Raw genomic sequence first — 21,315 nt, forward strand, 5'->3', positions numbered from 1 at the left:
ACAACCGGGTAAACATAAACGGGACGCGGCTTTGTGCCTGCCGCTCCTATCCCAGCCAGCCATGTCCCTGAATGACATCCCATTTCCCGCCCTGATGGCTTTGTGCGCCTCCGCCCTGGCCTCATGCGGGGTGACGATTCTGATCTGGCGGCGCGACGAGCCCGTTCTTTTCCGGGTCGCGGTGACTGTGGTCGCTTTCTTTCCCGTGGTGGGGCCGGTCTTTGCTCTCTGGATAACCAGCTTTCCCGATCGTATGCATCCGGCGCTGCAGGCGAAGTACCCGAAGACGGTCAACCGCTACTCGATTCCGCTGGCGAAGCCGGGCCACGATGGCGAGTCCAAAAAGGGATAAGCTGCCGGCAAACTTAAAAACACATGAAGACCGTCGCCACACACCCGGACGGTTTTCGGAGATTGCACGCGCAACATGAAACTCGGAATACTGAAGTCAATCGCCCACAACATCGCGGACTCGCTGGGAAGTGGCATCGGATTGATGATTGGCGTCTACACGGTGGACGTTTTTCTGGAAGCGCAGGGAGAGCCTGGAGGATTTGTGATCGTCGATTTCCTGGCTGGTTCCACGCAGGCCATTGCGGTCTCTGCAGATCTTCGTCGGTCGCTCCTCCTATACAGGGACGCGTTGCCTCAACTTTGCATGAAACATGGCGTAGACCCGCAGGAAATCACGAGGCTTGACGTGCGTTATGGAACCGATCGTGTGTACGGCAGGCATTTCACCGTGACTGTTGAGGGGCGAAGCGGTAAACAGTCGACGGATCTCTACGTGGGGTCGCCCGGAAAGCGGTTTCACCGGCGCCGCCGTTAAATCACCTGCTGGTGGATACGTGGAGATCAGGTCATTCGCTGGTATCGTCCGCCGGCGGCATCTGTTTGTTTGCAACCCTGGAACCTTGCATGAATATGGAAAAAATCCGAGAACCCTCTGGACAAGGCGCAGCGCGAAAGTACCAAGGCTACGGTTTGTTCGGCGGTGTCGCCCTGGGCCTCTTCGCCGGCGTCCTGATCAGCGGGCCTCACTTTGAGGAATGGACTGCCGTTGTATCGCTGGCGCTTGTGCTCGCCTGCGCGGCCGCCGGCGCATTGATTGGCTGGCTGTTTCTTGGTATCGCTACCGGTTCGCTGGCGGGTGGGGGCGCCTGGGGTGCGGGACTTGGGGGAGATGGAGAGATGCCGGGTTCGGGCGGCCATGGCGGCAGGGGAGACCATGGTGGCGATGCCTGATGAGAAGCGGATCGGCAGGGTCCCGGGCACGCAAGGCTATGCCGAGCAAGCCGCGGAGCTGATTCCCCAGTACGAATCCATCCCCTTTACCGCGCATCACGCGGCCGAGCTTCACCTCTTGCCAACGGCTCCGAGCCGTATCCTGGACATAGGGGCGGGAACCGGCCTGGATGCCGCCTGGTTCGCGGCGCAGGGGCACACCGTGCTGGCCGTGGAGCCGACCGCAGCGTTTCTGGCGGCGGCCATGCGCCTTCACCCGTCTCCCCTGATTGAATGGCTGGACGATGCCTTGCCCAACCTCGACGCCGTGATGGGCCTTGGGCAGCGCTTTGACGTGGTCATGCTGAGCGCGGTGTGGATGCATCTTGATGAAGCGGAACGCGGCATCGCCATGCCGAGGGTGGCCTCACTGCTGGCGCCGGATGGTGTGATGGTTTTGTCGCTGCGGCATGGGCCTGTGCCTGCGGGCCGGCGCATGTTTGCGGTGTCCGGCGAGGAGACCATGGCGCTTGCCGGGCGGCACGGGCTTGTCACCGTCCTGAATACCCATACCGAATCATTGCAACCCGGCAACCGCGCGGCCGGCGTCACCTGGACCCGGCTCGCATTCAAACACGCGGGCTAGCCGCCAAAGCAATATCCGCCCCTGAATCCGGGAAAACCGCCTGGGTTAAACTGCACCGGCCTGCCGGGAGGCTGGACAACTTTCCCCGCAGCCGTCTTCAATGCGCCGTCTCATCTTCCTGCTATTTCTCTTCATGACAGTGCTTCAGCCTGCCTTTTCGGGCATGCCGGAGCTGGCCGCTCCATCGGCGCTGGCGCTGTCCGCGGACATGAGCGCGGAGCACACCGCAAGCTGTTTCTCCCATGCTGAAGCTTCCAGCCCAGGTGCGCCGGCGGGTTGCGCTTCGGGCCAGCCTTGCGGCCTGTGCAGTCTCTGCCAGGCATGCCACCAGGCGGTCATGCTTGAAAGCCGCATGGCGGCGCCGGTCCATGTCGCGACACGCCCATCTTTTCCCTCGCTAGCGTCCGGCTACTTCAGCGCGGAACGCGCGCAGAGCTTCAAGCCCCCGATTCTGTAATTCCGTGCCCGGCGCGCCTGGTTCCAGGCGCGCCCCACATGGCCCCGCATCCTGTCGCGGGCTGGAATTCATGAATTTTTGAGCTTGAAGCATGTCCTATCTCAACCCGCCTCTCACTGCCGGCCCTGCCCGCAGCACTGCCGGTCCACGCCGTGCGAGCTACTGGATCGCCCTGATACTTTTCCTGGCCGACCAGGCCGGCAAATACTGGGTGCATGAATACACACCGTACGCGTGGAGCCAGGCCGTCACGGGCAACTTCAACCTCGTGCAGGTGTGGAACTACGGCGCCGCCTTCAGCTTCCTGGCGGACGCGGGCGGCTGGCAGCGCTTTTTCTTTGGCGGCGTCGCGCTGGCGGTTTCAGGCTGGCTGGCCTTCATGCTGCGAAAGCCGCTCTCCCACCTTGAAATGTGGGGCTACGCACTGATTCTCGGCGGTGCGCTGGGCAACGGCGTGGACCGGGCCTTGCGCGGCTATGTGGTCGACTTTCTGGACTTCCATGCGCGCGGCTGGCACTGGCCGGCCTTCAATTTCGCGGACATGGGCATCGTCTGCGGCGCGGCGCTTGTGGTCCTGGCGTCATGGCGGCAAAGGCCCAGGGAGAACCGGGCATGACGGCTTCATCCCTGGCCACCGGGCGGCAATGGCGCCTGCTGGCGGTGAGCTGGCTGGTGGCGCTTGTGTCCACGCTGGGCGCGCTGTTTCTCAGCGAGGTCATGGCGCTTGAACCCTGTGTGCTCTGCTGGTACCAGCGCATCGCCATGTTCCCGCTGGTCCTGATTCTGGGCGCGGGCGCTTACACAGAGGATGCCGGCAGCGTGAAGTACGCCTTGCCGCTGGCTTGCGCCGGCTGGCTCGCGGCCTTCTACCACTGCCTTCTCTATGGCGGCTTTATTCCGGCGGCCATGCAGCCCTGCGGCAAAGGCGTGTCCTGCTCGGCGCAAAAGCTGGAGCTGGCAGGTTTCATCACCATCCCGCTTTTGTCGCTGATGGCTTTTTCCCTCATCGTGCTGCTCCTGCTGGCAGCGAAGAAAGACTCCAGACAATGAACAACAAACAACTCACCATCATTCTTTGCGGGGTCGCCGTCCTGCTCGGCTTCTCGTTCGGCATCTACGGCCACCTCAACAAAAAATCCGAGGCCGTGGCCCGTCTTGCGCAAGAGAACAGCTCGGTGTTCAACCGCGCGCACGCGCCCACCTACGGTTCGCCGGAGGCCAAGGTCCGCATCGTGGAGTTTTTTGACCCGGCCTGCGAGACATGCAGGGCCTTTTATCCCCTGGTCAAACGCATCGTCGACGGCCACCAGGGGGAGGTGCAACTGGTGGTGCGCCTTGTGCCTTTCCACAAGGGCTCCGACGTGGCCGCCAGAATCCTGATCGCCGCGCACCAGCAGCAGCTGTTCTTTCCGGTGGCGGAGGTGGTGCTGAATTCCCAGGACGCCTGGGCCGCGCATGACAGCCCCAATCCGGAGCGGATCTGGACCTTCCTGAAGGGAACCAGCCTCGATGCCGCGAAGGCCAGGCAAGATGCCGCTTCACCGCAAGCCCAGGCGCTGCTTGAGCAGGACCTTGCGGATGCCAACACTTTGCAGGTCACAAAGACGCCGGGGTTCTTTGTCAACGGCCGGCCCTTGAAGGACTTCGGCCATGAGCAACTGAAGGCCCTGGTGGAGGAAGAGGTTAAACGTGCGTATCCCCAATAAAGGCAAGGTGGCGGCTGTCCTGCGGTCCCTTCTGAACCGGCTTGGAGGCGCATGAAAAAAATGGCTCGTGTGGATCACCGGGGCCGGGCTTTGTGCGCGGCAGTTGCCGTGGCGGCGCTCTTCAGCCCCGTCGAGGGCTTTGCCGCGGGGCGGAGCCCTTCGCAAGCACCGGTGAAAGCGGCGCTTGAGCCGGACGGCCGGGCCGAGGCGCGGTTGATCGGGATTTACCGGATGGTGGGCAAGGCCAACAGCCACCAGGTGCTGGAGGAGGCCCGGGCGCTGGTTAGCGACTACCCGAATTTCCAGCTGGGGCAGTTGGTCTACGGTGATTTGCTGATGGCCCACGTGCGGCCGCCGCGCGTGCTGGGCGACGTGCCGGCCGGCCTGGGCGCTGATTCCCCCAGGCTGCGGGAGCTGCGCGACGAATCGCGGCTTCGCCTGCTGGCCTTGCAGGAACGCCCGCCGGCTGATGCCGTGCCCGCGCAGTTCGTCTCGCTTTCGCCGCGGAACAAGCACGCGATCGCTGTGGACGTGTCAAAGGCGCGCCTCTACCTGCTGGAGAACACGCCCCAGGGCCCCCGCCTGATTGCGGACTACTACATCTCGGTCGGCAAGGCCGGCGTGGGCAAGAACGTTGAAGGCGACCAGCGGACACCGCTGGGGCTTTATTTCATCACCAGCAACCTCGACCCCAAAAGCCTGAAGGACTTGTACGGCTCGGGCGCTTTGCCCATCAACTATCCCAATGCGCTGGACGTGCGGCGGGGCAAGGGCGGCAGCGGCATCTGGCTTCACGGAACGCCTTCTTCCCAGTTTTCAAGGGCACCGCTGGCCACCGATGGCTGTGTGGCCGTGGCCAACCCCGACCTGGAGCGCATCATCAGGACGGTGGAGATACGCACCACGCCGGTGGTGATCGCAAAAAGCCTGAAGTGGGTGGGGGCGAAGACGATCGAGCCTGAGAAGACCGAGCTTGAAGGTTTGCTCAGATCCTGGGCGGAAGCGAAAACCCGCAACGACGCCGGCCGGCTCATGGGCTTTTACGCGGCGGATTTCACCGCGGATGAAAAAACGTTGGCGGCCCATGCCGCGCTCAGGCGAGGAAAGCCGTCCGGCGCAAAGACCCGTGAGACGCGGCTCAGCGACATCTCCCTGCTGCGCTGGACCGATGAAGCCGATGTCCTGGTTTCAACTTTCGGCGAACTGGCCACGGGTGAAAAAAGCGGCCGCACCATCCGGCAATACTGGGAGCGCCGCAAGGGCCAGTGGAAGATCGTCTACGAGGGCGTTGTCGGGTGACTGCCCGGCCCCCGGCAAATTGCCAGGGGCCGTATGCATCACTGAACCGATTGCGTTAACCGAAGTTGACCGGCACAAAAATCTTGCTGTCCCCGCGCTGTATCAGCAGGGCCACGGATTTTTCGGCCTTGGCCACGGTGGCGCGCACCTGGTCGATGTTCTTCACGGGCACGCCGTTGATGGACAGCAGCACGTCGCCGGGCTGCACGCCGGCCAGGGCCGAGGGGCCGCTGGCCTGTTCGACGACCAGGCCGTTGTCGACGCCGGCTTCCTTCTTTTCATCGGGCTGCAGCGGACGCAAGGCCAGGCCCAGCTTGCCCTGGTTGGGGCTGTCTTTTTTGGCCGCGGCCTGTGCGGTTTTTTCGTCGGCGCTGCCTAGCCTGGCCGTGATCTCTTTGGCCGCGCCCTGGCGCCAGACGTCCAGCTTGACGCTGTCGCCGGGCGCTGCCACGCCGAGCAGCGCGGGCAGGTCGCCCGAGGACACGATGGGCTGGCCGTTGACGCCGCGAATCACGTCGCCGGACTGCAGGCCGGCCTTGTCGGCGGGGCCGCCTTTTTCAACGCTGGAGACCAGCGCGCCTTCGGGCTTGTCGAGCTTGAAGGAGTCGGCAAAGGTCTGGTTGACTTCCTGCACCGCCACACCCAGGCGCGCGTGCTCCACCTTGCCGGTGGCGACGAGCTGGTTCTTGATGCGGGCCGCGACGTCGATCGGGATCGCGAAGGACACGCCCTGGTAGCCGCCGCTGCGGGTGTAGATCTGCGAGTTGATGCCGACCACTTCGCCGCGCGTGTTGAACAGCGGGCCGCCGGAGTTGCCGGGGTTGACGGCAACGTCGGTCTGGATGAAGGGCACGGCGCTGTCGTCGGGCAGCGAGCGGCCCTTGGCGCTGACGACGCCCGCGGTCACGGTGTTCTCAAAACCGAAGGGCGAGCCTATGGCCAGCACCCATTCGCCGACCTTGAGGTCGCTGACCTTGCCGAGTGTAACCACGGGCAGGTTCTTGGCTTCGATGCGCAGCACGGCAACGTCGGTCTTGGGGTCGGCGCCCAGCACCTTGGCGCGGTATTCGCGGCGGTCGGTCAGCTTGACGGTGACTTCTTTCGCGTCGCGCACGACGTGGGCATTGGTCAGGATGATGCCGTCGGAACTGACGATAAAACCCGAGCCCTGGCCGCGCGTGGGCATTTCCTGCTGCGGCGCGCCGTTGCGTCCGCCGGGGCGGCCCTGGCCTTGCTGGAAGCGCTTGAAGAATTCAAAGAAGGGGTCGCCGGAAGGCGTGTCGTCGTCATCGTCGCCCTGGGCCACTTCATTGCGCACCTTGGTCGTGCCGGTCACGCTGATGTTGACCACGGCCGGGCCGTAGCGTTCGGTGATCTGGGAGAAGTCGGGCAGGGCCATGGGGACGGAGGCGTTGCCGGAAGACGCGGCGGGCGCCGTGATGGCGGGCTGCGTGGCCGCAGTGGCGGCGGAATGCAGGGCGTTGACGGCGCTGACGCCGGCGCCGCCGATGGCGCCCGCGGCCAGCAAAGCGGCGACGAGCCGGGTGTTCTTCAATGCGGTGGATGACATGGCGTGCTTCCTTGGGTTAATGGCACACAACGGTGCCGTTACCCACAACTATGGAGACGCTGTCTTAGGCCGGGCTTAAACCGGGCTCCGCCGGAAAGCGCACCTCCACCTGGAGCCCTCCCAGGCGCTCCGAGCGGCCCAGCTGCAGCGTGGCGCCGTGCCGCGCCGCAATCGCCTTGACGATGGCCAGGCCCAGGCCGCTGCCGGTTTGCGGCGCTTCATCGGCCCTGGCCCCTTCCGCGCTCGCGCGGAAGAAGCGGTCGAACACACGTTCGCGGTCGTCACCGTCTATGCCCGGGCCGCTGTCTTCGACCGACAGCACGGGCCGGCCGTCTTGCAAGGCCAGCGAGACGTCGACGCGGCCGCCGGCCGGCGTGTATTTGACGGCGTTGTCCAGCAGGTTGCGCAGCAGGATGCGCAGGGCCTCGGCCTGGCCGGTAACCTGGGACGCCTGTGGCAGTTGCGGCGACGGATCGCCCGCCACCAGCCCCAAGTCGATCTGTTTGTGCAGGGCGTGCGGCAGCACGTCGGCCACCGCAAGCTTGATGACGTCCTGCAGGTCTACGGGCCCGGCTGCCGTGGCCTGGCCGGCGCCGGCTTCTTCGCGGGCCAGCACCAGCAACTGCTCGACCAGGCGTATCGCGCGATCTATGCCCTGGTTGAGCCGGGCAATGCCGGCCTCGCGCTCGGCCGGTGTTTCGCCGTTGCGGCGCAGGGCCTGCGCCTGCAGCTTGAGTGCTGTGAGTGGCGAGCGCAGCTCGTGCGCGGCATCGGCGACAAAATGTTTTTGCGCTTCGAAGGCGCCGCGCACGCGGCCGAACAGCAGGTTGAGTTCGTCGACCAGCGGTTGCACCTCGTCGGGCAGGCCTTCGCTGGCCAGCGGCGACAAATCGTCGGCGCGGCGTCCCGCCACCTGGCGCCGGGCGCGCTCTATGGGCGCCAGCGAGCGGCTGATGACCCACCACACGGCCAGCATCAACAGCGGCGTCAGCAGCAGAAAGGGCAGCACGGCGCGCACGGCCAGCGCGCGCGCGCGGGCCGAGCGCGCGTCCAGGTCCTGGGCGATCTGCACGGTCTGCAGCGCGGTCTGCAGGGTGTAGACGCGGTAGCGGTTGCCGTGGGCCTCGACGTCCGAGAAACCCAGCACCGCGCGCGGCGGCAGCGCCGAGCGCGTGGAGCGGAAAATCTGCGTGCCGTCCTGGCCCCATATCTGCACATAAACCTCAAAGCGATCGTCGACGTCGGCTTCATCGAGCGGCAGGTTGAGCGGCACGCCGCTGCGCAGCGAGCGCGCCATCTGCTGCAGGTGCTCGTCGAACATCGCATCGGCCTGCCGCAGCGCGCCGCGGTAGGCGGTGCCGGCTTGCAGCACGGCGGCGCCGAGAATGGCGGCCAGCACAAACCAGAGCAGTCGTCTCCTGAGGGAATGCGTAGCCGGCGTCTTCATGGTCATTGCTTGGGCACCAGATAACCCAGACCGCGCACGGTCTGAATAATGTCATTGCCGAGTTTTTTACGGACGCCGTGGATATAGACCTCGACGGCGTTGCTGCTGACGTCGTCTTTCCAGCTGAAGAGTTTTTCTTCCAGCTGCGTGCGCGACAGCACCACGCCGGGGCGGGCCAACAGGGGCTCCAGCACGGCCCATTCGCGCGCCGACAGCGACACCGGCTGGCCGTTCAGGCTGGCTTCGCGCGTGGCGGGGTTCAGGCTAACGCCCTTGTGTTCAAAGGCCGGTTCGGCGCGGCCGGCGCTGCGGCGTATCAGCGCGCGTATGCGGGCCAGCAGCTCGTCGGTGTCATAGGGTTTGACGACGTAGTCGTCGGCGCCGGCGTCCAGCCCGGCGATGCGGTCGCCGACCGCGTCGCGCGCTGTGGCCACCATCACGGGGGTGGTGTCGCGGCGGGCGCGCAGGGCGCGCAGCACTTCCAGGCCGTCGCGCTGCGGCAGGCCCAGGTCCAGCAGCACCAGGTCGTAATGCTCGCTGCGCAGGGCGTCGTCGGCCATGCGGCCGTCACGCACCCAGTCGACCGCGTAGTGCTCGGCGCGCAGCACCTGCAGCACGGTCTCGCCGATCATGGTGTCGTCTTCAACCAGCAATAAACGCATTGGGGAACCTTACTCGGAAGCTACAAGTATGCATGCACTGACTTAGGTGGGGCTTAAAAACCGGGATCCAGCGTGCGTCCGGTTTACGCCTTCTCCCAGGGGGAGAGCGAGTGAAGGCAGGGGCCCGACTAGAATCACCGCACAACAACTGGGAGCCGGGATGGGCGCGTTCGTGCAGGTGGGGTGGTCCGGTGCAACACAGGGCGCGCTTTAGCATGCCGGCCGGCAAATCGGCGGTCAAGCCCTTCTGGCACCGCCTCAACAAATTCTTCGCATTCCCGTTCCAGGGCGCGCCTCTGGTCTATGGCTTGGTTTTGGCGTTCTGCAGCCTTTTGCCGGAGGTGTTCTTTTTCCTCCCGCGGGTGTTCATGTGGTTGATTGTCGAGATCGGCATCCTGCTGGCCGCCAGCCGCTACGGCTTCAAGGTCGCGGTGCTCGGCTCACGCGGCATCTCGCGCGCCAGCGACTTTCCGTCGCGGCTGGATGACGAGTGGAGCAGCCTGCCCTGGAAGCTGTTCGGCGTCTTTGTCGTGCAGGGTTTCGTTCTGGGCCTGGTGGCGTCGGTCAACGCCAAGCTCGCCACGGCCGCGACCTTTGTGCTGTCCTTCCTGTTTCCGGCGACCGTGATCGTCCTGGTGCAGTCGGGCAGCGCGATGCGCGCGCTGAACCCGGCCGCGATCTGGGGTGTCGTGCGCGTCCTCGGCGCGCCTTATCTCGCGCTGTGCCTGTTCCTGTTCCTGCTGAGCAGCGGTGCGCAGGTCGCGCTGGCGCTGCTCTTGCCCCTGGTCAGCCTGTGGCTGCTGGTGCCGTTGTTCAATTTTGCCTTTATCTATTTCGGCTGGGTCATGGCCAGCCTGCTCGGCTATGTGATGTACCAGCACCATGAGGGGCTGGACATCGACCTGCTGCCGGGCGCCGGCGCGGACGAAGCGCCGCCCGAGCGGCGCAGCCCGGAACAGATCGCGCGCCAGGAAACCGATGCGCTGGTGGCCGAGCTGGTGACCGAGGGCGATATCCCCGCCGCGCTCACTATCGCCTACGAAGACCAGCGCCTGCGGCCCAACGACGTTGCCGCGCTGCGGCGTTACCACCGCGTGTTGCTGATGGACGCCGACAAGACGCCCACCCTGCTGGAGCATGCGAAGCGTTTGATCGCGCTGTTGCTGCAGCAGGAGTTGGGGGCCGAGGCGGTCAAGGCCTGGCAGGACTGCCGCGCCCGTGAGCCGGCGTTTGTCATCGAGGACGCCGGGCAGACCCTGGCCCTGGCACGCGCCGCCTGGCGCGCCGGCGACGCGCAGGCGGCGCTGGCCATGCTGCGCAGCTTCGACAAGCGCTTTCGCGGCCATGCGGCGATCCCGCAGGCCTATGAACTCATCGCGCGCGTGCTGACCCAGGGCATGCACCGTGCCGACATGGCCCGCCCGGTGCTGGCCGTGCTCGAGGAACGCTACCCCGACAGCGAGGCGACGCGCGAGGTGCGCTGGCTGCTGCGCGACCCGGTTTAGACCGTCAACGGGTACTCAGGCCTGCGCGAGCGCGCGCGTGGCCATGTCGTTGGGCGCCAGCCGCTGCAGGTGCGGCAGCCAGTACAGGGCGCGCTCGCGCTGCCCCGCGCGCAGCCAGCCCTGGGCGCAGACGCCCAGCGTGTCGGCGAGTCCCGAATGCTCCGGCGCGCTCTTGAGCAGTGCCCGGCACAGCTTGTCGGCGTCGTCGAACTGGCGGGCGCGCGTGAAGCGGCGCGCCAGCCGCGCCATGTCGTCGGGTTTGAGGCGCGCGCCGGGTTTGGCCTGGTCCAGGTAGCTGCGGTAGCTGGCATGCTGCAGTTCCAGCGTGGCGTCGTCGCTGGGCGCGAGGCGGAAGATGCGGCGCGCGGCGCCGTGGAAGTCTTCGCTTGCCGGCTGCAGCCGCGCGGTGTTGAACCAGGCGCGCAGCACTTCAACGTCGCTGGGCCGCAGTTTCGCCGCGGCACGCCATTGCGCGCAGGCAGCGTCGAATTTCATCGCGGCCGCCAGCCGTTTTGCCTCGGCGACGTGCTGGTCGAAGCCGTCGCCGGCCTGCTCGGCGGCCACGGGCGGCGGCGTGAGTTTGCGCCAGTGCATGGCCGCGGCCATCAGGACCGCACCCGTGAGCAGCCCGCCCAGGTGCGCCATATAGGCCACACCCTTGCCGCCGACGACGTGTTGCAGCGCCTCGTTGGCGATCCAGGCCGGCAGCAGCAGCAGCGCGGGCGCCGTGACGTAATTGAAATAGAAGAACAGCTGGTAAAAAAAGCGGATTCGGCGCAGGCGGTACATCACGGCATACATGGCCATCAAGGCGGAAACCGCGCCGGAAGCGCCCAGGCCGTAACCGCCTTGCCCGGCATAGGCCCAGCCGGCCAGCAGCGAGGCGCCGAGCGCCCCCGCGAGGTAAAACGTGAGGTAAAGGCCGCGGCCCAGCGCGAGTTCGACCGAGAAGCCGAACAGGAAGAGGAACACCATGTTGCCGATGAGATGGGAGGTGTCGGCATGCAGGAAGGCCGCGGTGATCCAGGTCACGGGGCGAAACGGCGCGTCTTTGCTGTTGTCCTGGGCCCAGTGCGCGGTGAAGGGGGCCGGCTGCATGCCTTCGTAGCGGCGCCGGTCCTGCTGCCACTGCTCATGGGCCGGGTTCCCGGGCCGGACGACGAGGCCGGCGTGCAGGCGCGCCAGGAAGATGTTTTCGGATTCCAGGCCGTCCAGCAGTGCAGCGTAGCGGCGCTGCTCCAGCATGCGCCTGGCCGCTGGTGCGCGCGGCGACCCGGTCTCTTCAAGCCAGCCGACGAAAGCCGGCAACTCCAGCGCCGGCAGGCTGCTCGAAAGATAGAAGGCTGCGGCCTTTTCCTGCGCGGTTTCCTCGGCGCGTTGCGGGCCCCAGAACACCGCCATGTTCACCAGGATCAGCAGAATCGTCAGCCATGGCGGGTTGCGCCAGGTCGGCCGGTTTTCCAGCGGAATTGCGTAAAACATATCCCGCCGGTGCTTCAGCTCAGCCCAGCCGCGCGCGGTGCCGCGCGATCTGCGCCTTGACCTGTGCCGGCGCCGTGCCGCCCAGGATGTTGCGGGCGTTGAGCGAGCCGCGCAGGCTTAAGGCATCGTAGACGTCTTTTTCAATGCTGGGGTTGAACTCCTGCAGCACGGCCAGAGGCAGTTCGGACAGGTCCACCGCGTGCGTGGTGGCGGCCTTCACCGCGTGGGCCACCGTTTCGTGGGCGTCGCGGAAGGGCAGGCCTTTTTTGACCAGGTAGTCGGCCAGGTCGGTGGCGGTGGCGTAGCCGCGCAGGGCGGCTTTTTCCATGGCTTCGGGCTTGACGGTGATGCCGGCCACCATCTCGGCAAAAATGCGCAGCGTGTCTTTGAGCGTGTCGACGGTGTCGAACAGCGGCTCCTTGTCTTCCTGGTTGTCCTTGTTGTAGGCCAGGGGCTGGCCCTTCATCAGGGTGATCAGGCCCATCAGGTGGCCGACCACGCGGCCGGTCTTGCCGCGCGCGAGTTCGGGCACGTCGGGATTTTTCTTCTGCGGCATGATGGATGAGCCGGTGGTGAAGCGGTCGGGGATGTGGATGAAGCTGAAGTTCTGGCTCATCCACAAAATCAGTTCTTCGCTCATGCGGCTGATGTGCACCATGGACAGCGAGGCGGCGGCCGTGAATTCAATCGCGAAGTCGCGGTCGCTCACCGCGTCCAGGCTGTTCTGGCAGACCTGCGGCTTGCCCATTTCATCGACCATGCCCAGGGTCTTGGCGGCGCGTTCGCGGTCCAGCGGGTAGCTGGTGCCGGCCAGCGCGGCGGCGCCCAGCGGCAGACGGTTCACGCGTTTGCGGATTTCCTGCATGCGTTCGGCGTCGCGGCTGAACATTTCCACGTAGGCCAGCATGTGGTGGCCGAAGCTCACGGGCTGGGCCACCTGCAGGTGGGTGAAGCCGGGCAGGATGACGTCGACGTTTTTCTCGGCGATGTCGACCAGGGCTTTTTGCAGGCCGGTCAGCAGGCCGTCTATCAGGTCGATCTCGCCGCGCAGCCACAGGCGCACGTCGGTGGCGACCTGGTCGTTGCGGCTGCGGCCGGTGTGCAGGCGCTTGCCGGCGTCGCCGACCAGCTGGGTCAGGCGGGCTTCGATGTTGAAGTGCACGTCTTCGAGGTCCAGCTTCCACTCAAAGGCGCCGGATTCGATTTCGGAGGTGATCTGCGCCATGCCCTTCTGGATGTCGGCATAGTCGGCCGCGGGAATGATTTTTTGCGCGGCCAGCATCTCGGCGTGGGCCAGCGAGCCGGCGATGTCGGCCTGCCACAGGCGCTTGTCGAAGAACACGCTGGACGTGTAGCGTTTGACCAGGTCGCTCATGGGCTCGGAAAAGAGGGCAGACCAGGCTTGGGACTTTTTGTCGAATTGGTTCACGTCAGGCTTTCTTCTTGGGGTGCGGCCGCGGGGCCCGCGGGGCGTGGATTCCAGGCTCCGGATGCGCTATTCTGCGCAGATTCGGTCCGGCGAGGGCCTTAATTGTCTTTCAGGCCGCCGCCGCGAGGGGCGTGGGCGGTGCAATACTCGGCATCACGCTGATTTTATCCATGTGCCCGACCGTCCCCCGCAACCCCCGCCGCCTTGTTTCAGCCATGAACGCACACCATGAAGCCATCGCCTGACCTGTCGCACTTCGGAGAGTCCACCTCGCTGGGCAGCTTTATGCCGGGCGACGACGATCTTGCGCCGCGGGCCGGCGCGCACACCAACATGTTCGACGCCTGCCATGTCGGGGTCGTGCTGCGGGCGGTGCTGTTCGTGGAAGCGGTGGTGGGCGTGGCCGCCATGTTCAGCGCCGACCGGCCCATCGAGTGGCTGCTGCGCTTTGCGCTGCTGACCGGCGGCGTGATGCCGGCCGCGCTGGCCTGGCTGGTGGTGGTGTGCATGCTGAAGTCACGCCTGAACCGGCTGGAGGCCTCGCGCCAGTGGCTGTTCGGCATGGTGCTGGGCGCGTTGGCGGGCCTCTACGGTTGCGGTCTGCTGGCCCTGATGGGTTTGCTGCAGCCGGCACCCTGGTGGTCCAGCGCGGCGGGGGGCACGCTGCTGTCGGCCATGATGCTGGCGGGGCTGTTCTGGCGCGCCAAGGCGCGCACGCCCGCCGCCACGGCCGCGCGCCTGGCGGAACTGCAGTCGCGCATACGCCCGCATTTCCTGTTCAACACCCTCAACAGCGCCATCGCGCTGGTGCGCGCCGAGCCGGCCAAGGCCGAGGCCGTGCTGGAAGACCTGAGCGAGCTGTTCCGCCACGCGCTGGCGGACCCGGCCGAGTCGGTCACCCTGGGGCAGGAAATCGCGCTGGCCCAGCACTACCTGGCCATCGAGCAGGTGCGCTTCGGCGAGCGCCTGCAGGTGCAGTGGAGCCTGGACCCGGACGCCAACCTGGCCAGGCTGCCGCCGCTGCTGTTGCAGCCGCTGGTGGAAAACGCCGTCAAGCACGGCGTGGAGCCCAGCGCCAGCGGCGCGCAGCTGAAGATTTCCACGCTCAGGCGCGGCGGCAGCGTGGTGGTCAAGGTCACCAACTCCACGCCCGCGGGCGTGGGCGAACGCGGCCACGGCCTGGCCCTGGCCAACGTGCGCGAGCGCCTGGCCCTGCTGCATGATGTCGAGGCGAAATTCAAGACAGTGTTCAAGGACGGCATATTTCAGGTCCGGCTGGAGATTCCCGCATGAAACTCAAGGTACTGGTGGTTGACGACGAGGCGCTGGCGCGGTCCCGCCTGCGCACCCTGCTGGGCGACTGCACGGCGCCGGCGGCGGTGGTGGCTGGGGAAGCGGCCGATGCCGCGCAGGCCATGCAGGCGCTGCGGCGCGAGCCCTTTGACGCGGTGCTGCTGGACATCCGCATGCCGGGCCCCGACGGCATCGCGCTGGCCCAGATGATGGCCGCGCTGCCGCGGCGGCCGGCCGTGGTCTTCGTCACGGCCCATGCCGAGCATGCGGTGCAGGCCTTTGAACTGGAGGCCGCCGACTACCTGACCAAGCCGGTGCGCCTGGAGCGCCTGCAGCAGGCGCTGCAAAAAGTCGAACGCCTGCAGCAGGCTGTGCGCAGCCCCCCGGCCCCGGCCGCCGAGGAGATGCTCATCATCCAGGACCGCGGCCGCACCGAGCGCGTGCCGCTGGCCGAGGTGCTGTACTTCAAGGCAGAGCTCAAGTACGTCACCGTGCGCACGGCCAGCCGCAGCTACATCCTGGACGGCTCGCTGAGCGAGCTGGAAGAGCGCCACGCCGGCCGCTTCATGCGGATACACCGCAACGCGCTGATCGCGCGGCGCGCGGTGCGCACGCTGGAGAAACACTTCGACCCCGAGGAGGGCGAAGGCTGGGCGGTGCGGCTCAACGGCATCGACGAGTTGCTGGCGGTGTCGCGCCGCCAGCTCAGCGCGGTGCGTGAAGCCATCGCGGGCTGACGCGGACACCGCCTGGCGCGCAAGCCGCCGCGCCATTCCGGCGGAGGCGTCCTACACGGCCCGGGCCTTCCCTGGGGTCCAATAAAGCCAGCCCGGAGCGCCGTGCGGTGGTCCTGCGGCGATCAACCGGGCGGTGACCGCCATGAGGGACAACATGACCGAAGAACACATAGCGCAGGCGCAGGCCACGGTGCCGGAGGCGGCGCCCGATCCTGCCCGCGTGCTTCTTCACATGCCGGTCGACATCCGCAACATGTCGCTGGTGGTGCTGGCCGGCCTGGCCTTTCTTTTTGTGCTGCACTGGGCCAAGGCGGTTTTTATTCCCGTGATGGTCGGCGTGTTGTTCAGCTATGCGCTCTCGCCGGTGGTCAACTGGCTGGAGACCCGCCGCATTCCGCGCGCGCTGAGCGCGGCCGTGTTGCTGCTGGCCATCCTGGGCGGCATAGGCACCACCGCCTGGTCGCTCAGCGACGAAGCCACACAACTCGTGCAAGCCTTGCCGGCGGCGGCGCAGAAGTTCCGCGAGGCCATGAAGGCGCGCAGCGGCCGCTCCGACAGTGCCCTGGAAACCGTGCAGAAAGCCGCCGCGCAGATCGAGCAGGCCGCGCAGGAAAACGGCGCGCCCGGCACCACGCGCGGCGCCATGCGCGTGGTGGTCGAGCCGGCGCGCTTCGACATCCGGCATTACCTGTGGTCCGGCACCATAGGGCTGATCGCGCTGATCGGCCAGGCCACGGTGGTGGTCTTCCTCACCTATTTCCTGATGATCTCGGGCGACACCTTCCGGCGCAAGCTGCTCAAGCTGGCGGGCGACAGCCTCAGCAGCAAAAAGATCACGCTGCAGGCGCTCAATGAAATCACCGGCCAGATCCAGCGTTACCTGCAGGTGCAACTGCTGACCAGCGCGCTGGTCGGCGTGCTGACCTGGCTGGCTCTGCTCGCCATCGGGCTGGACAACGCGGCCGTCTGGGGCGTCGCGGCCGCCGTGCTGAACCTGGTGCCTTACGTCGGCTCGCTGGTCACGGCCGCGGGTTCGGCCCTGGTGGGTTTCATGCAGTTCGGCTCCCTCAACATGGCCCTGGTCGTGGGCGGCGCCTCGCTGGTCATCCACACCCTGGTGGGCAACCTGCTGACACCCTGGCTCACCAGCCGCGCCAGCCGCATGAACCCGGTGGCCGTGTTTGTGGGCCTGCTGGCCTGGGGCTGGCTGTGGGGCGTGTGGGGGCTGCTGCTGGGCATTCCGATTTTGATGATCGTCAAGGCGATTTGCGACCGGGTGGATGACCTGAAACCGGTGGGCGAATTTTTAGGGTCTTGAAGGGCCCCCACGGTCGCTCACTGCGTGTAGCCTGCGGCTTCTCCCTGCCTCATTCATCACGAAAGGGGCCGCTGCGCCTGCGGCCCGGCAAAGCCGGTTCCGCGGCCCCTGCTGGTGTGGAACTCCTGTGGGCGCTACCATGGGCTCCAAAGGTGTTGAATCATTGAGAAAAAAGAGAAAGAGGTAAGGCCATGATGGAACTGCTCACCGACCCGCAAGCCTGGATCGCTTTTGCCACGCTCACCGCGCTGGAGCTGGTGCTGGGCATCGACAACATCATCTTTATCTCCATCCTGGTCGACAAGCTGCCCAAGGAGAAGCAGGAACTGGCGCGCCGCCTGGGCCTGTTCATGGCCATGTTCATGCGCATAGGCCTGTTGCTGGTGCTGTCGTGGATCATCGGGCTGGTGGAGCCGCTATTCACCGTGCTCAAGCAGGAAATCTCGGGGCGCGACCTGATCCTGATTTCGGGCGGCCTGTTCCTGATCTGGAAGAGCACCGGTGAAATCCACCAGTCCATGGAAGGCGAGGAGGGCCATGCGTCCACGGCCGTCAAGGCCACCTTCACTGCCGTGATCCTGCAGATCATGGTCGTCGACATGGTCTTCTCGCTGGACTCCATCATCACCGCCGTCGGCATGGTCGACAACCTCGTGGTGATGATCGCCGCGGTCATCGCCTCGGTCGGCCTGATGATGCTGTTCGCGCCGGCCATAGGCCGCTTCGTGTCCGACCACCCGACCATCAAGATGCTGGCTTTGTCTTTCCTGGTGGTGGTGGGTGTGGTGCTGATCGCCGAAGGGCTGGACCACCATGTGCCCAAGGGTTATGTGTATTTCGCCATGGCCTTCTCGGTCACGGTGGAGATGCTCAACATTCGCATGCGCCGCAAGCCTGCGGCGGCGGGCAAGGACGGCCTGCACGGTAAAGGCGAGGGCGGCGGACATTCCTCGTGAGTGAGCCCGCCGCGCCCAGGCGCCGGGGTTGCGCGCTGTGCCTGAGGCCCTACAGCGCCTGCATCTGCCGGTGGGTCACACCGGTGGCGCACCAGGTCGAGGTGCTGATCCTGCAGCACCCCCTGGAAGTGGACCACGCCAAAAACACCGCCCGCCTGCTGCACATGAGCCTGCCCGGCAGCCGCCTGCTGACCGGCGAAGCGTTTGCGGCGCCTGAACTGGACGCCGCGATGGACGACGCGGCGCAAGAACCCAAATACACGGTGCTGCTCTACCCCGAGACGCTGCGCGAACCGGCGCCTGCGCTGGACATGGACCGGCTCACGGACCCGGCGCGTGTGCGCCTGGTGGTGCTGGACGCCACCTGGCGCAAAAGCCGCAAGATGCTGCACCTCAACCCTTCGCTGGGTTTGCTGCCGCGCCTGCCACTGGAAGAACTGCCGGCTTCCGGCTACCTGATCCGCAAGGCCCACAGGCCCGACCAGCTGTCCACACTCGAGGCCACTTGTGCGGCGCTGGCGCAACTGGAAGGCGACGCCGAAAAATACCAGCCGCTGCGACAGGCTTTTGATGGCTTTGTCGGGCAACAGCTGGCCTTCAGGCCAACATAGTCAATCGCCCAGGTCCACCACGCCCGCCAGCGGCACGTGCTCGGGCGCCTCATAGTCCGCAATCACCACGGCCCGGCCGGGATGCGCCGAGGTGTCCTGCAGCAGCTGTTTGATGAAGGCAATCGAGGGCGCATCCAGCGCCGCGAACGGTTCATCAAGCAGCAGCAGGCTCGCGCCTGAGGCAAACGCCGCCGCCAGCCAGGCCTTGCGTTTTGACCCGGTGGACAGCATGAAGAGTTGCTTGTTCAGATGCGGCTCCAGCCCCAGGCCTTCGGCCAGTTGTTTCGCCACGGTCGCATCAAAGCCCGCGTACCGGGCGCGCAGAGATTCAAAATACTGCAGCGGCGTGAGCTGGTCGAAGTCGCTTGTGCGCGGCTCCACCCAGAACAGCTGCCGGCGGTAGGCGTCGGGCTGCTCTTTGAGCGATACGCCGTTCAGCTGCAACTGCCCCGCCTCCACAGGCAATGCGCCGGCCAGCAGGCGCAGCAGGGTGCTTTTGCCGCGCCCGTCGCCGCCTTGTACCAGCGTGACGCCGGGCGGGATGGCGATGGACACCCCGGCAAAGAGCTCGACCTTGGGATCGCGGTAGCGAAAGCTGAGGCCTTCAACCGTTAAAACTACAGGTGGGATGGCGGGATGTTTGATGGGACGGCCCTGGTGGATCTGGAGGCTGGAGGCTGGAGGTGATGGTAATCTCCAATTTCGCAGTGCCTTCAAATATCGAGCCATGATCACCGGAGCGCAATAGCTTCGCCCTTAAATGACCGCAACCCAGGTAATTTCTGAATATCGAACTTCCTGGTTTGGGCGGTTCGGTTATTTGACGATGGCAACTGCCGGTTCAATCATGTTCGCGTCCGCGGCATTCGCGTTTCTGCCCGATCCCTCCGGATCCCGGCAACCCTGGCCGCTGCAACTGGCTGCGGGCGCGCTTCTGGGTTTTTCCGGCTATGGCGTATTTCTGTGGCTGTACAGGGTACTGGACCCGAGCCGGCGGATTGCGACCTCTCCCCGCGGGTTTGTTTACAGGGGGCTTTCAGGTTCAGTTCGCATCGTGTGGGCGGATATCGACTCATACTGGCTGGGGTATGGGGGCAACTCCCCATTCCTGTTTTTGCACGTCAGGTTGAAGGACAGCAGCGGGAATCGCAGAAAAAAGCTCAAGCTGGATGTGTCCGGTTTGAACCCAGGCGCTGAACAACTGACTGAAGAGTTTTTGAGGCAAACAGGGAAAAAACCAAAACGTTCAACGACGTACTGACCGCGCATCTCCAGTCGGCCTCGAGCGTCTGGGGTTAAGCCCGTCCAATCAGGAAACCCAACCATGAGCTTTGGAAAAACCACCCCCATACTGCGCCTCTTCGACGAAGCCAAGGCCAGGGAGTTTTACGTCGACTTCCTGGGCTTCAAAGTCGACTGGGAGCATCGATTTGGCGAGGGCATGCCGCTCTACATGCAGGTTTCCAAAGGCGGCTGCATTCTTCACCTGTCGGGCCACCACGGTGACTGCAGCCCGGGCGCGGCGATGCGGATCGAGACGGACGGGCTGGAGGCATTCCAGCAGGAGCTTCTGGCCAAGCATTACAAGTACGCCCGGCCCGGCATAGAAGACACGCCCTGGGGCAGCCGGGACATGTCCATCGGCGACCCGTTTGGCAACCGGCTGACGTTTACCAATGCGATCAGCACCTAGCGCTTGCCCCGATGTGCGGTCTTTTTAGAAATCTTCTGACGCTGCTGCGGGCGCTTATTTCGGCTGGCGCGAATGGCGCGGACGCGCGGGTCACCAGCTGGTTTTGGGTCACGCCTTTTGATGCCGGAATCCATGTGCTCAAGAGCGACCGCTACCTGCAGTTTGCCGAGGCGGCCCAATTGGACTACCTGGTCAGGACAAGGCTGATGGGCACGCTGCTGCGCCGCCGCCTGAGTTTTGTGAACGCCTCCCAGCTGGTCAAGTTCAGCCGACCCATTGCGATGTTCAGGCGCGTGCGCGTGGAAACCGCCATCATCTTTGCCGATGAAAAATACGCCTGGTTTTCACATGCGATGTTTGTGGGCGCGGAACAGCACGCGGAGGTGCTGGTCAAGATGAAATTCAAAAAGGGGTCGCTCACGGTGCGTCCCGCTGAACTCATCGCCCAAGGTTTTGCCGCCAAGCCCGCCCAACTCGAAGCCTGGGACCGGGCGCTGGACGCGATGTGAGGCGTGCCTCCGTTGCGGCTGCAAGAGCGCACAGGGATTGCGCTGTTGAAGTTGCGAATCAGGGGATGCTTGATGCCCAACCGGAATTCAGGGCCGCAGCGATTCGGCGACAAACGCGGCGGCGAAAAGGATGGACTCAAGTTCTTTGCAGGGCTTGATGTCCGCATACCCAACCGGGGCCGCGCGCTGGAGCTCGGCGTGCACGTCGGCCAGGCCCCGGGCATGGGCTTGCAGGGCAAGGCGCCTGGCTCCGTGTTCTCCATGTGCGCCGACCAGAAAGCTTTTGCTCTGGCGTTTGCCGTGCATGTCCACCCAGAAAGCCTGCCAGAAGGGAAAGGGTTGGCCGCCGGGTTTTTTGGGAGGGTGCACGTAACGCGCCACGCCTACCGTTCCGGATGTATTGCGCCTGTTTTTTCGCGCGCTGCGCCACAGGCGATGGTCCGCCTCAAAGGTGGCGATATACACCTCCACGGCATCCCGGTAGATCTTCGCGGCGGCAAGTGACTGGCGTTTGCCGCCGTAGGACGCGTCGCTGAAAGTCCGTTCAACGATCCGCCCGAAGCGCCGGACGGTGACCCGCCAGGTTCTCTCGAGGTCAGACTGGAGGCGGATGATGCGGCGCAAAGGATTTTGGTAGTCGGTTCTGTACATGGCGCTGGAAAATCCAGAACCGTAATCCATCTCATCCGGCGCGTTCACAAAGAATGTCTTCGTGCGGGCATTGTTTGTTGGTTTTCCGGGCGAAGCACCGGAAACAGCGTGTTCAGGTGC

At 65.4% G+C, this 21,315-nt stretch carries 25 protein-coding genes; 18 read left to right on the forward strand and 7 right to left on the reverse strand.

What is annotated here, in order from left to right; genetic code table 11:
- Positions 1-61: 61 nt before the first annotated feature.
- The 9 genes from ACLV8F_RS14555 to ACLV8F_RS14595 all read left to right on the forward strand — a co-directional run bounded on the left by ACLV8F_RS14555 (position 62) and on the right by ACLV8F_RS14595 (position 5,332).
- Positions 62-352: a hypothetical protein gene (locus tag ACLV8F_RS14555; protein ID WP_411884914.1), complete on the forward strand. Its 291-nt coding sequence runs from the start codon at positions 62-64 to the stop codon at positions 350-352.
- Positions 353-427: 75 nt separating this feature from the next.
- Positions 428-829: a hypothetical protein gene (locus tag ACLV8F_RS14560; RefSeq protein WP_411884915.1), complete on the forward strand. Its 402-nt coding sequence runs from the start codon at positions 428-430 to the stop codon at positions 827-829.
- Between the two features lie 89 nt (positions 830-918).
- Complete coding sequence (locus ACLV8F_RS14565) at positions 919-1,245, forward strand: hypothetical protein (RefSeq protein WP_411884916.1); 327 nt, start codon at positions 919-921, stop codon at positions 1,243-1,245.
- Positions 1,238-1,870 (forward strand): class I SAM-dependent methyltransferase, encoded by a 633-nt coding sequence (locus ACLV8F_RS14570; protein WP_411884941.1) that lies wholly within the window; start codon positions 1,238-1,240, stop codon positions 1,868-1,870. Before ACLV8F_RS14565 ends, ACLV8F_RS14570 begins: the two co-directional genes overlap by 8 nt.
- A gap of 100 nt (positions 1,871-1,970) precedes the next feature.
- Positions 1,971-2,327, forward strand: coding sequence for a hypothetical protein (locus tag ACLV8F_RS14575; RefSeq protein WP_411884917.1), 357 nt, complete (start codon positions 1,971-1,973; stop codon positions 2,325-2,327).
- 91 nt (positions 2,328-2,418) lie between these two features.
- Positions 2,419-2,943 (forward strand): signal peptidase II, encoded by a 525-nt coding sequence (lspA, locus tag ACLV8F_RS14580; RefSeq protein WP_411884918.1) that lies wholly within the window; start codon positions 2,419-2,421, stop codon positions 2,941-2,943.
- Positions 2,940-3,377, forward strand: coding sequence for a disulfide bond formation protein B (locus ACLV8F_RS14585; protein ID WP_411884919.1), 438 nt, complete (start codon positions 2,940-2,942; stop codon positions 3,375-3,377). Before lspA ends, ACLV8F_RS14585 begins: the two co-directional genes overlap by 4 nt.
- A complete protein-coding gene (locus tag ACLV8F_RS14590; RefSeq protein ID WP_411884920.1) occupies positions 3,374-4,033 on the forward strand; it encodes a DsbA family protein in 660 nt (219 codons plus the stop codon). Before ACLV8F_RS14585 ends, ACLV8F_RS14590 begins: the two co-directional genes overlap by 4 nt.
- A 51-nt stretch (positions 4,034-4,084) precedes the next feature.
- Positions 4,085-5,332 (forward strand): L,D-transpeptidase family protein, encoded by a 1,248-nt coding sequence (locus ACLV8F_RS14595; protein WP_411884921.1) that lies wholly within the window; start codon positions 4,085-4,087, stop codon positions 5,330-5,332.
- Positions 5,333-5,387: 55 nt separating this feature from the next.
- On the opposite strand, the gene ACLV8F_RS14600 is transcribed toward ACLV8F_RS14595, so the two are convergent.
- From ACLV8F_RS14600 to ACLV8F_RS14610, 3 genes are all read right to left on the reverse strand, one after another.
- On the reverse strand, positions 5,388-6,902 hold the full coding sequence (locus tag ACLV8F_RS14600; RefSeq protein WP_411884922.1) for a DegQ family serine endoprotease: 1,515 nt from the start codon (positions 6,900-6,902) through the stop codon (positions 5,388-5,390).
- Positions 6,903-6,966: 64 nt separating this feature from the next.
- Positions 6,967-8,349, reverse strand: coding sequence for an ATP-binding protein (locus tag ACLV8F_RS14605; RefSeq protein WP_411884923.1), 1,383 nt, complete (start codon positions 8,347-8,349; stop codon positions 6,967-6,969).
- Between the two features lie 2 nt (positions 8,350-8,351).
- The gene (locus ACLV8F_RS14610) at positions 8,352-9,011 is read right to left on the reverse strand and encodes a response regulator (protein ID WP_411884924.1); all 660 of its coding nucleotides are present in this window, start codon (positions 9,009-9,011) and stop codon (positions 8,352-8,354) included.
- Between the two features lie 215 nt (positions 9,012-9,226).
- Between ACLV8F_RS14610 and ACLV8F_RS14615 the strand changes: the two genes are divergently transcribed.
- Entirely contained in the window at positions 9,227-10,516 is a 1,290-nt protein-coding gene (locus tag ACLV8F_RS14615; RefSeq protein WP_411884925.1) for a tetratricopeptide repeat protein, read from the forward strand.
- 15 nt (positions 10,517-10,531) lie between these two features.
- On the opposite strand, the gene ACLV8F_RS14620 is transcribed toward ACLV8F_RS14615, so the two are convergent.
- Positions 10,532-11,998, reverse strand: a complete 1,467-nt coding sequence (locus ACLV8F_RS14620) for a rhomboid family intramembrane serine protease (RefSeq protein ID WP_411884926.1) — start codon at positions 11,996-11,998, stop codon at positions 10,532-10,534.
- 19 nt (positions 11,999-12,017) lie between these two features.
- Complete coding sequence (argH, locus tag ACLV8F_RS14625) at positions 12,018-13,427, reverse strand: argininosuccinate lyase (protein ID WP_411884927.1); 1,410 nt, start codon at positions 13,425-13,427, stop codon at positions 12,018-12,020.
- A 228-nt stretch (positions 13,428-13,655) separates the two neighbouring features.
- On the opposite strand from argH, the gene ACLV8F_RS14630 reads away from it, so the two are divergent.
- The 5 genes from ACLV8F_RS14630 to ACLV8F_RS14650 all read left to right on the forward strand — a co-directional run bounded on the left by ACLV8F_RS14630 (position 13,656) and on the right by ACLV8F_RS14650 (position 18,342).
- Positions 13,656-14,720, forward strand: coding sequence for a sensor histidine kinase (locus tag ACLV8F_RS14630; RefSeq protein WP_411884928.1), 1,065 nt, complete (start codon positions 13,656-13,658; stop codon positions 14,718-14,720).
- Positions 14,717-15,457, forward strand: a complete 741-nt coding sequence (locus tag ACLV8F_RS14635; RefSeq protein WP_411884929.1) for a LytR/AlgR family response regulator transcription factor — start codon at positions 14,717-14,719, stop codon at positions 15,455-15,457. Before ACLV8F_RS14630 ends, ACLV8F_RS14635 begins: the two co-directional genes overlap by 4 nt.
- Positions 15,458-15,611: 154 nt before the next feature.
- Positions 15,612-16,775: an AI-2E family transporter gene (locus tag ACLV8F_RS14640; protein WP_411884930.1), complete on the forward strand. Its 1,164-nt coding sequence runs from the start codon at positions 15,612-15,614 to the stop codon at positions 16,773-16,775.
- Positions 16,776-16,966: 191 nt separating this feature from the next.
- Positions 16,967-17,731 (forward strand): TerC family protein, encoded by a 765-nt coding sequence (locus ACLV8F_RS14645; protein ID WP_411884931.1) that lies wholly within the window; start codon positions 16,967-16,969, stop codon positions 17,729-17,731.
- Positions 17,728-18,342 carry a tRNA-uridine aminocarboxypropyltransferase gene (locus ACLV8F_RS14650; RefSeq protein ID WP_411884932.1) on the forward strand — a complete coding sequence of 205 codons (615 nt, stop codon included), beginning with the start codon at positions 17,728-17,730 and terminating at the stop codon, positions 18,340-18,342. Before ACLV8F_RS14645 ends, ACLV8F_RS14650 begins: the two co-directional genes overlap by 4 nt.
- Here ACLV8F_RS14650 and ACLV8F_RS14655 read toward each other — a convergent pair whose 3' ends face one another.
- Positions 18,343-18,897, reverse strand: coding sequence for an ATP-binding cassette domain-containing protein (locus tag ACLV8F_RS14655; RefSeq protein WP_411884933.1), 555 nt, complete (start codon positions 18,895-18,897; stop codon positions 18,343-18,345).
- 205 nt (positions 18,898-19,102) lie between these two features.
- On the opposite strand from ACLV8F_RS14655, the gene ACLV8F_RS14660 reads away from it, so the two are divergent.
- The 3 genes from ACLV8F_RS14660 (at position 19,103) to ACLV8F_RS14670 (ending at position 20,544) form a co-directional block, all read left to right on the forward strand.
- The gene (locus ACLV8F_RS14660; RefSeq protein WP_411884934.1) at positions 19,103-19,603 is read left to right on the forward strand and encodes a hypothetical protein; all 501 of its coding nucleotides are present in this window, start codon (positions 19,103-19,105) and stop codon (positions 19,601-19,603) included.
- 63 nt (positions 19,604-19,666) lie between these two features.
- Positions 19,667-20,035: a glyoxalase superfamily protein gene (locus ACLV8F_RS14665; RefSeq protein ID WP_411884935.1), complete on the forward strand. Its 369-nt coding sequence runs from the start codon at positions 19,667-19,669 to the stop codon at positions 20,033-20,035.
- Positions 20,036-20,046: 11 nt separating this feature from the next.
- Positions 20,047-20,544, forward strand: a complete 498-nt coding sequence (locus tag ACLV8F_RS14670) for a thioesterase family protein (RefSeq protein ID WP_411884936.1) — start codon at positions 20,047-20,049, stop codon at positions 20,542-20,544.
- Between the two features lie 87 nt (positions 20,545-20,631).
- On the opposite strand, the gene ACLV8F_RS14675 is transcribed toward ACLV8F_RS14670, so the two are convergent.
- Positions 20,632-21,243, reverse strand: coding sequence for a hypothetical protein (locus ACLV8F_RS14675; RefSeq protein WP_411884937.1), 612 nt, complete (start codon positions 21,241-21,243; stop codon positions 20,632-20,634).
- Positions 21,244-21,315: the final 72 nt, after the last annotated feature.

This window comes from Polaromonas sp. YR568, assembly GCF_943369675.1.
In the GTDB taxonomy this organism is placed as follows: domain Bacteria; phylum Pseudomonadota; class Gammaproteobacteria; order Burkholderiales; family Burkholderiaceae_C; genus Polaromonas.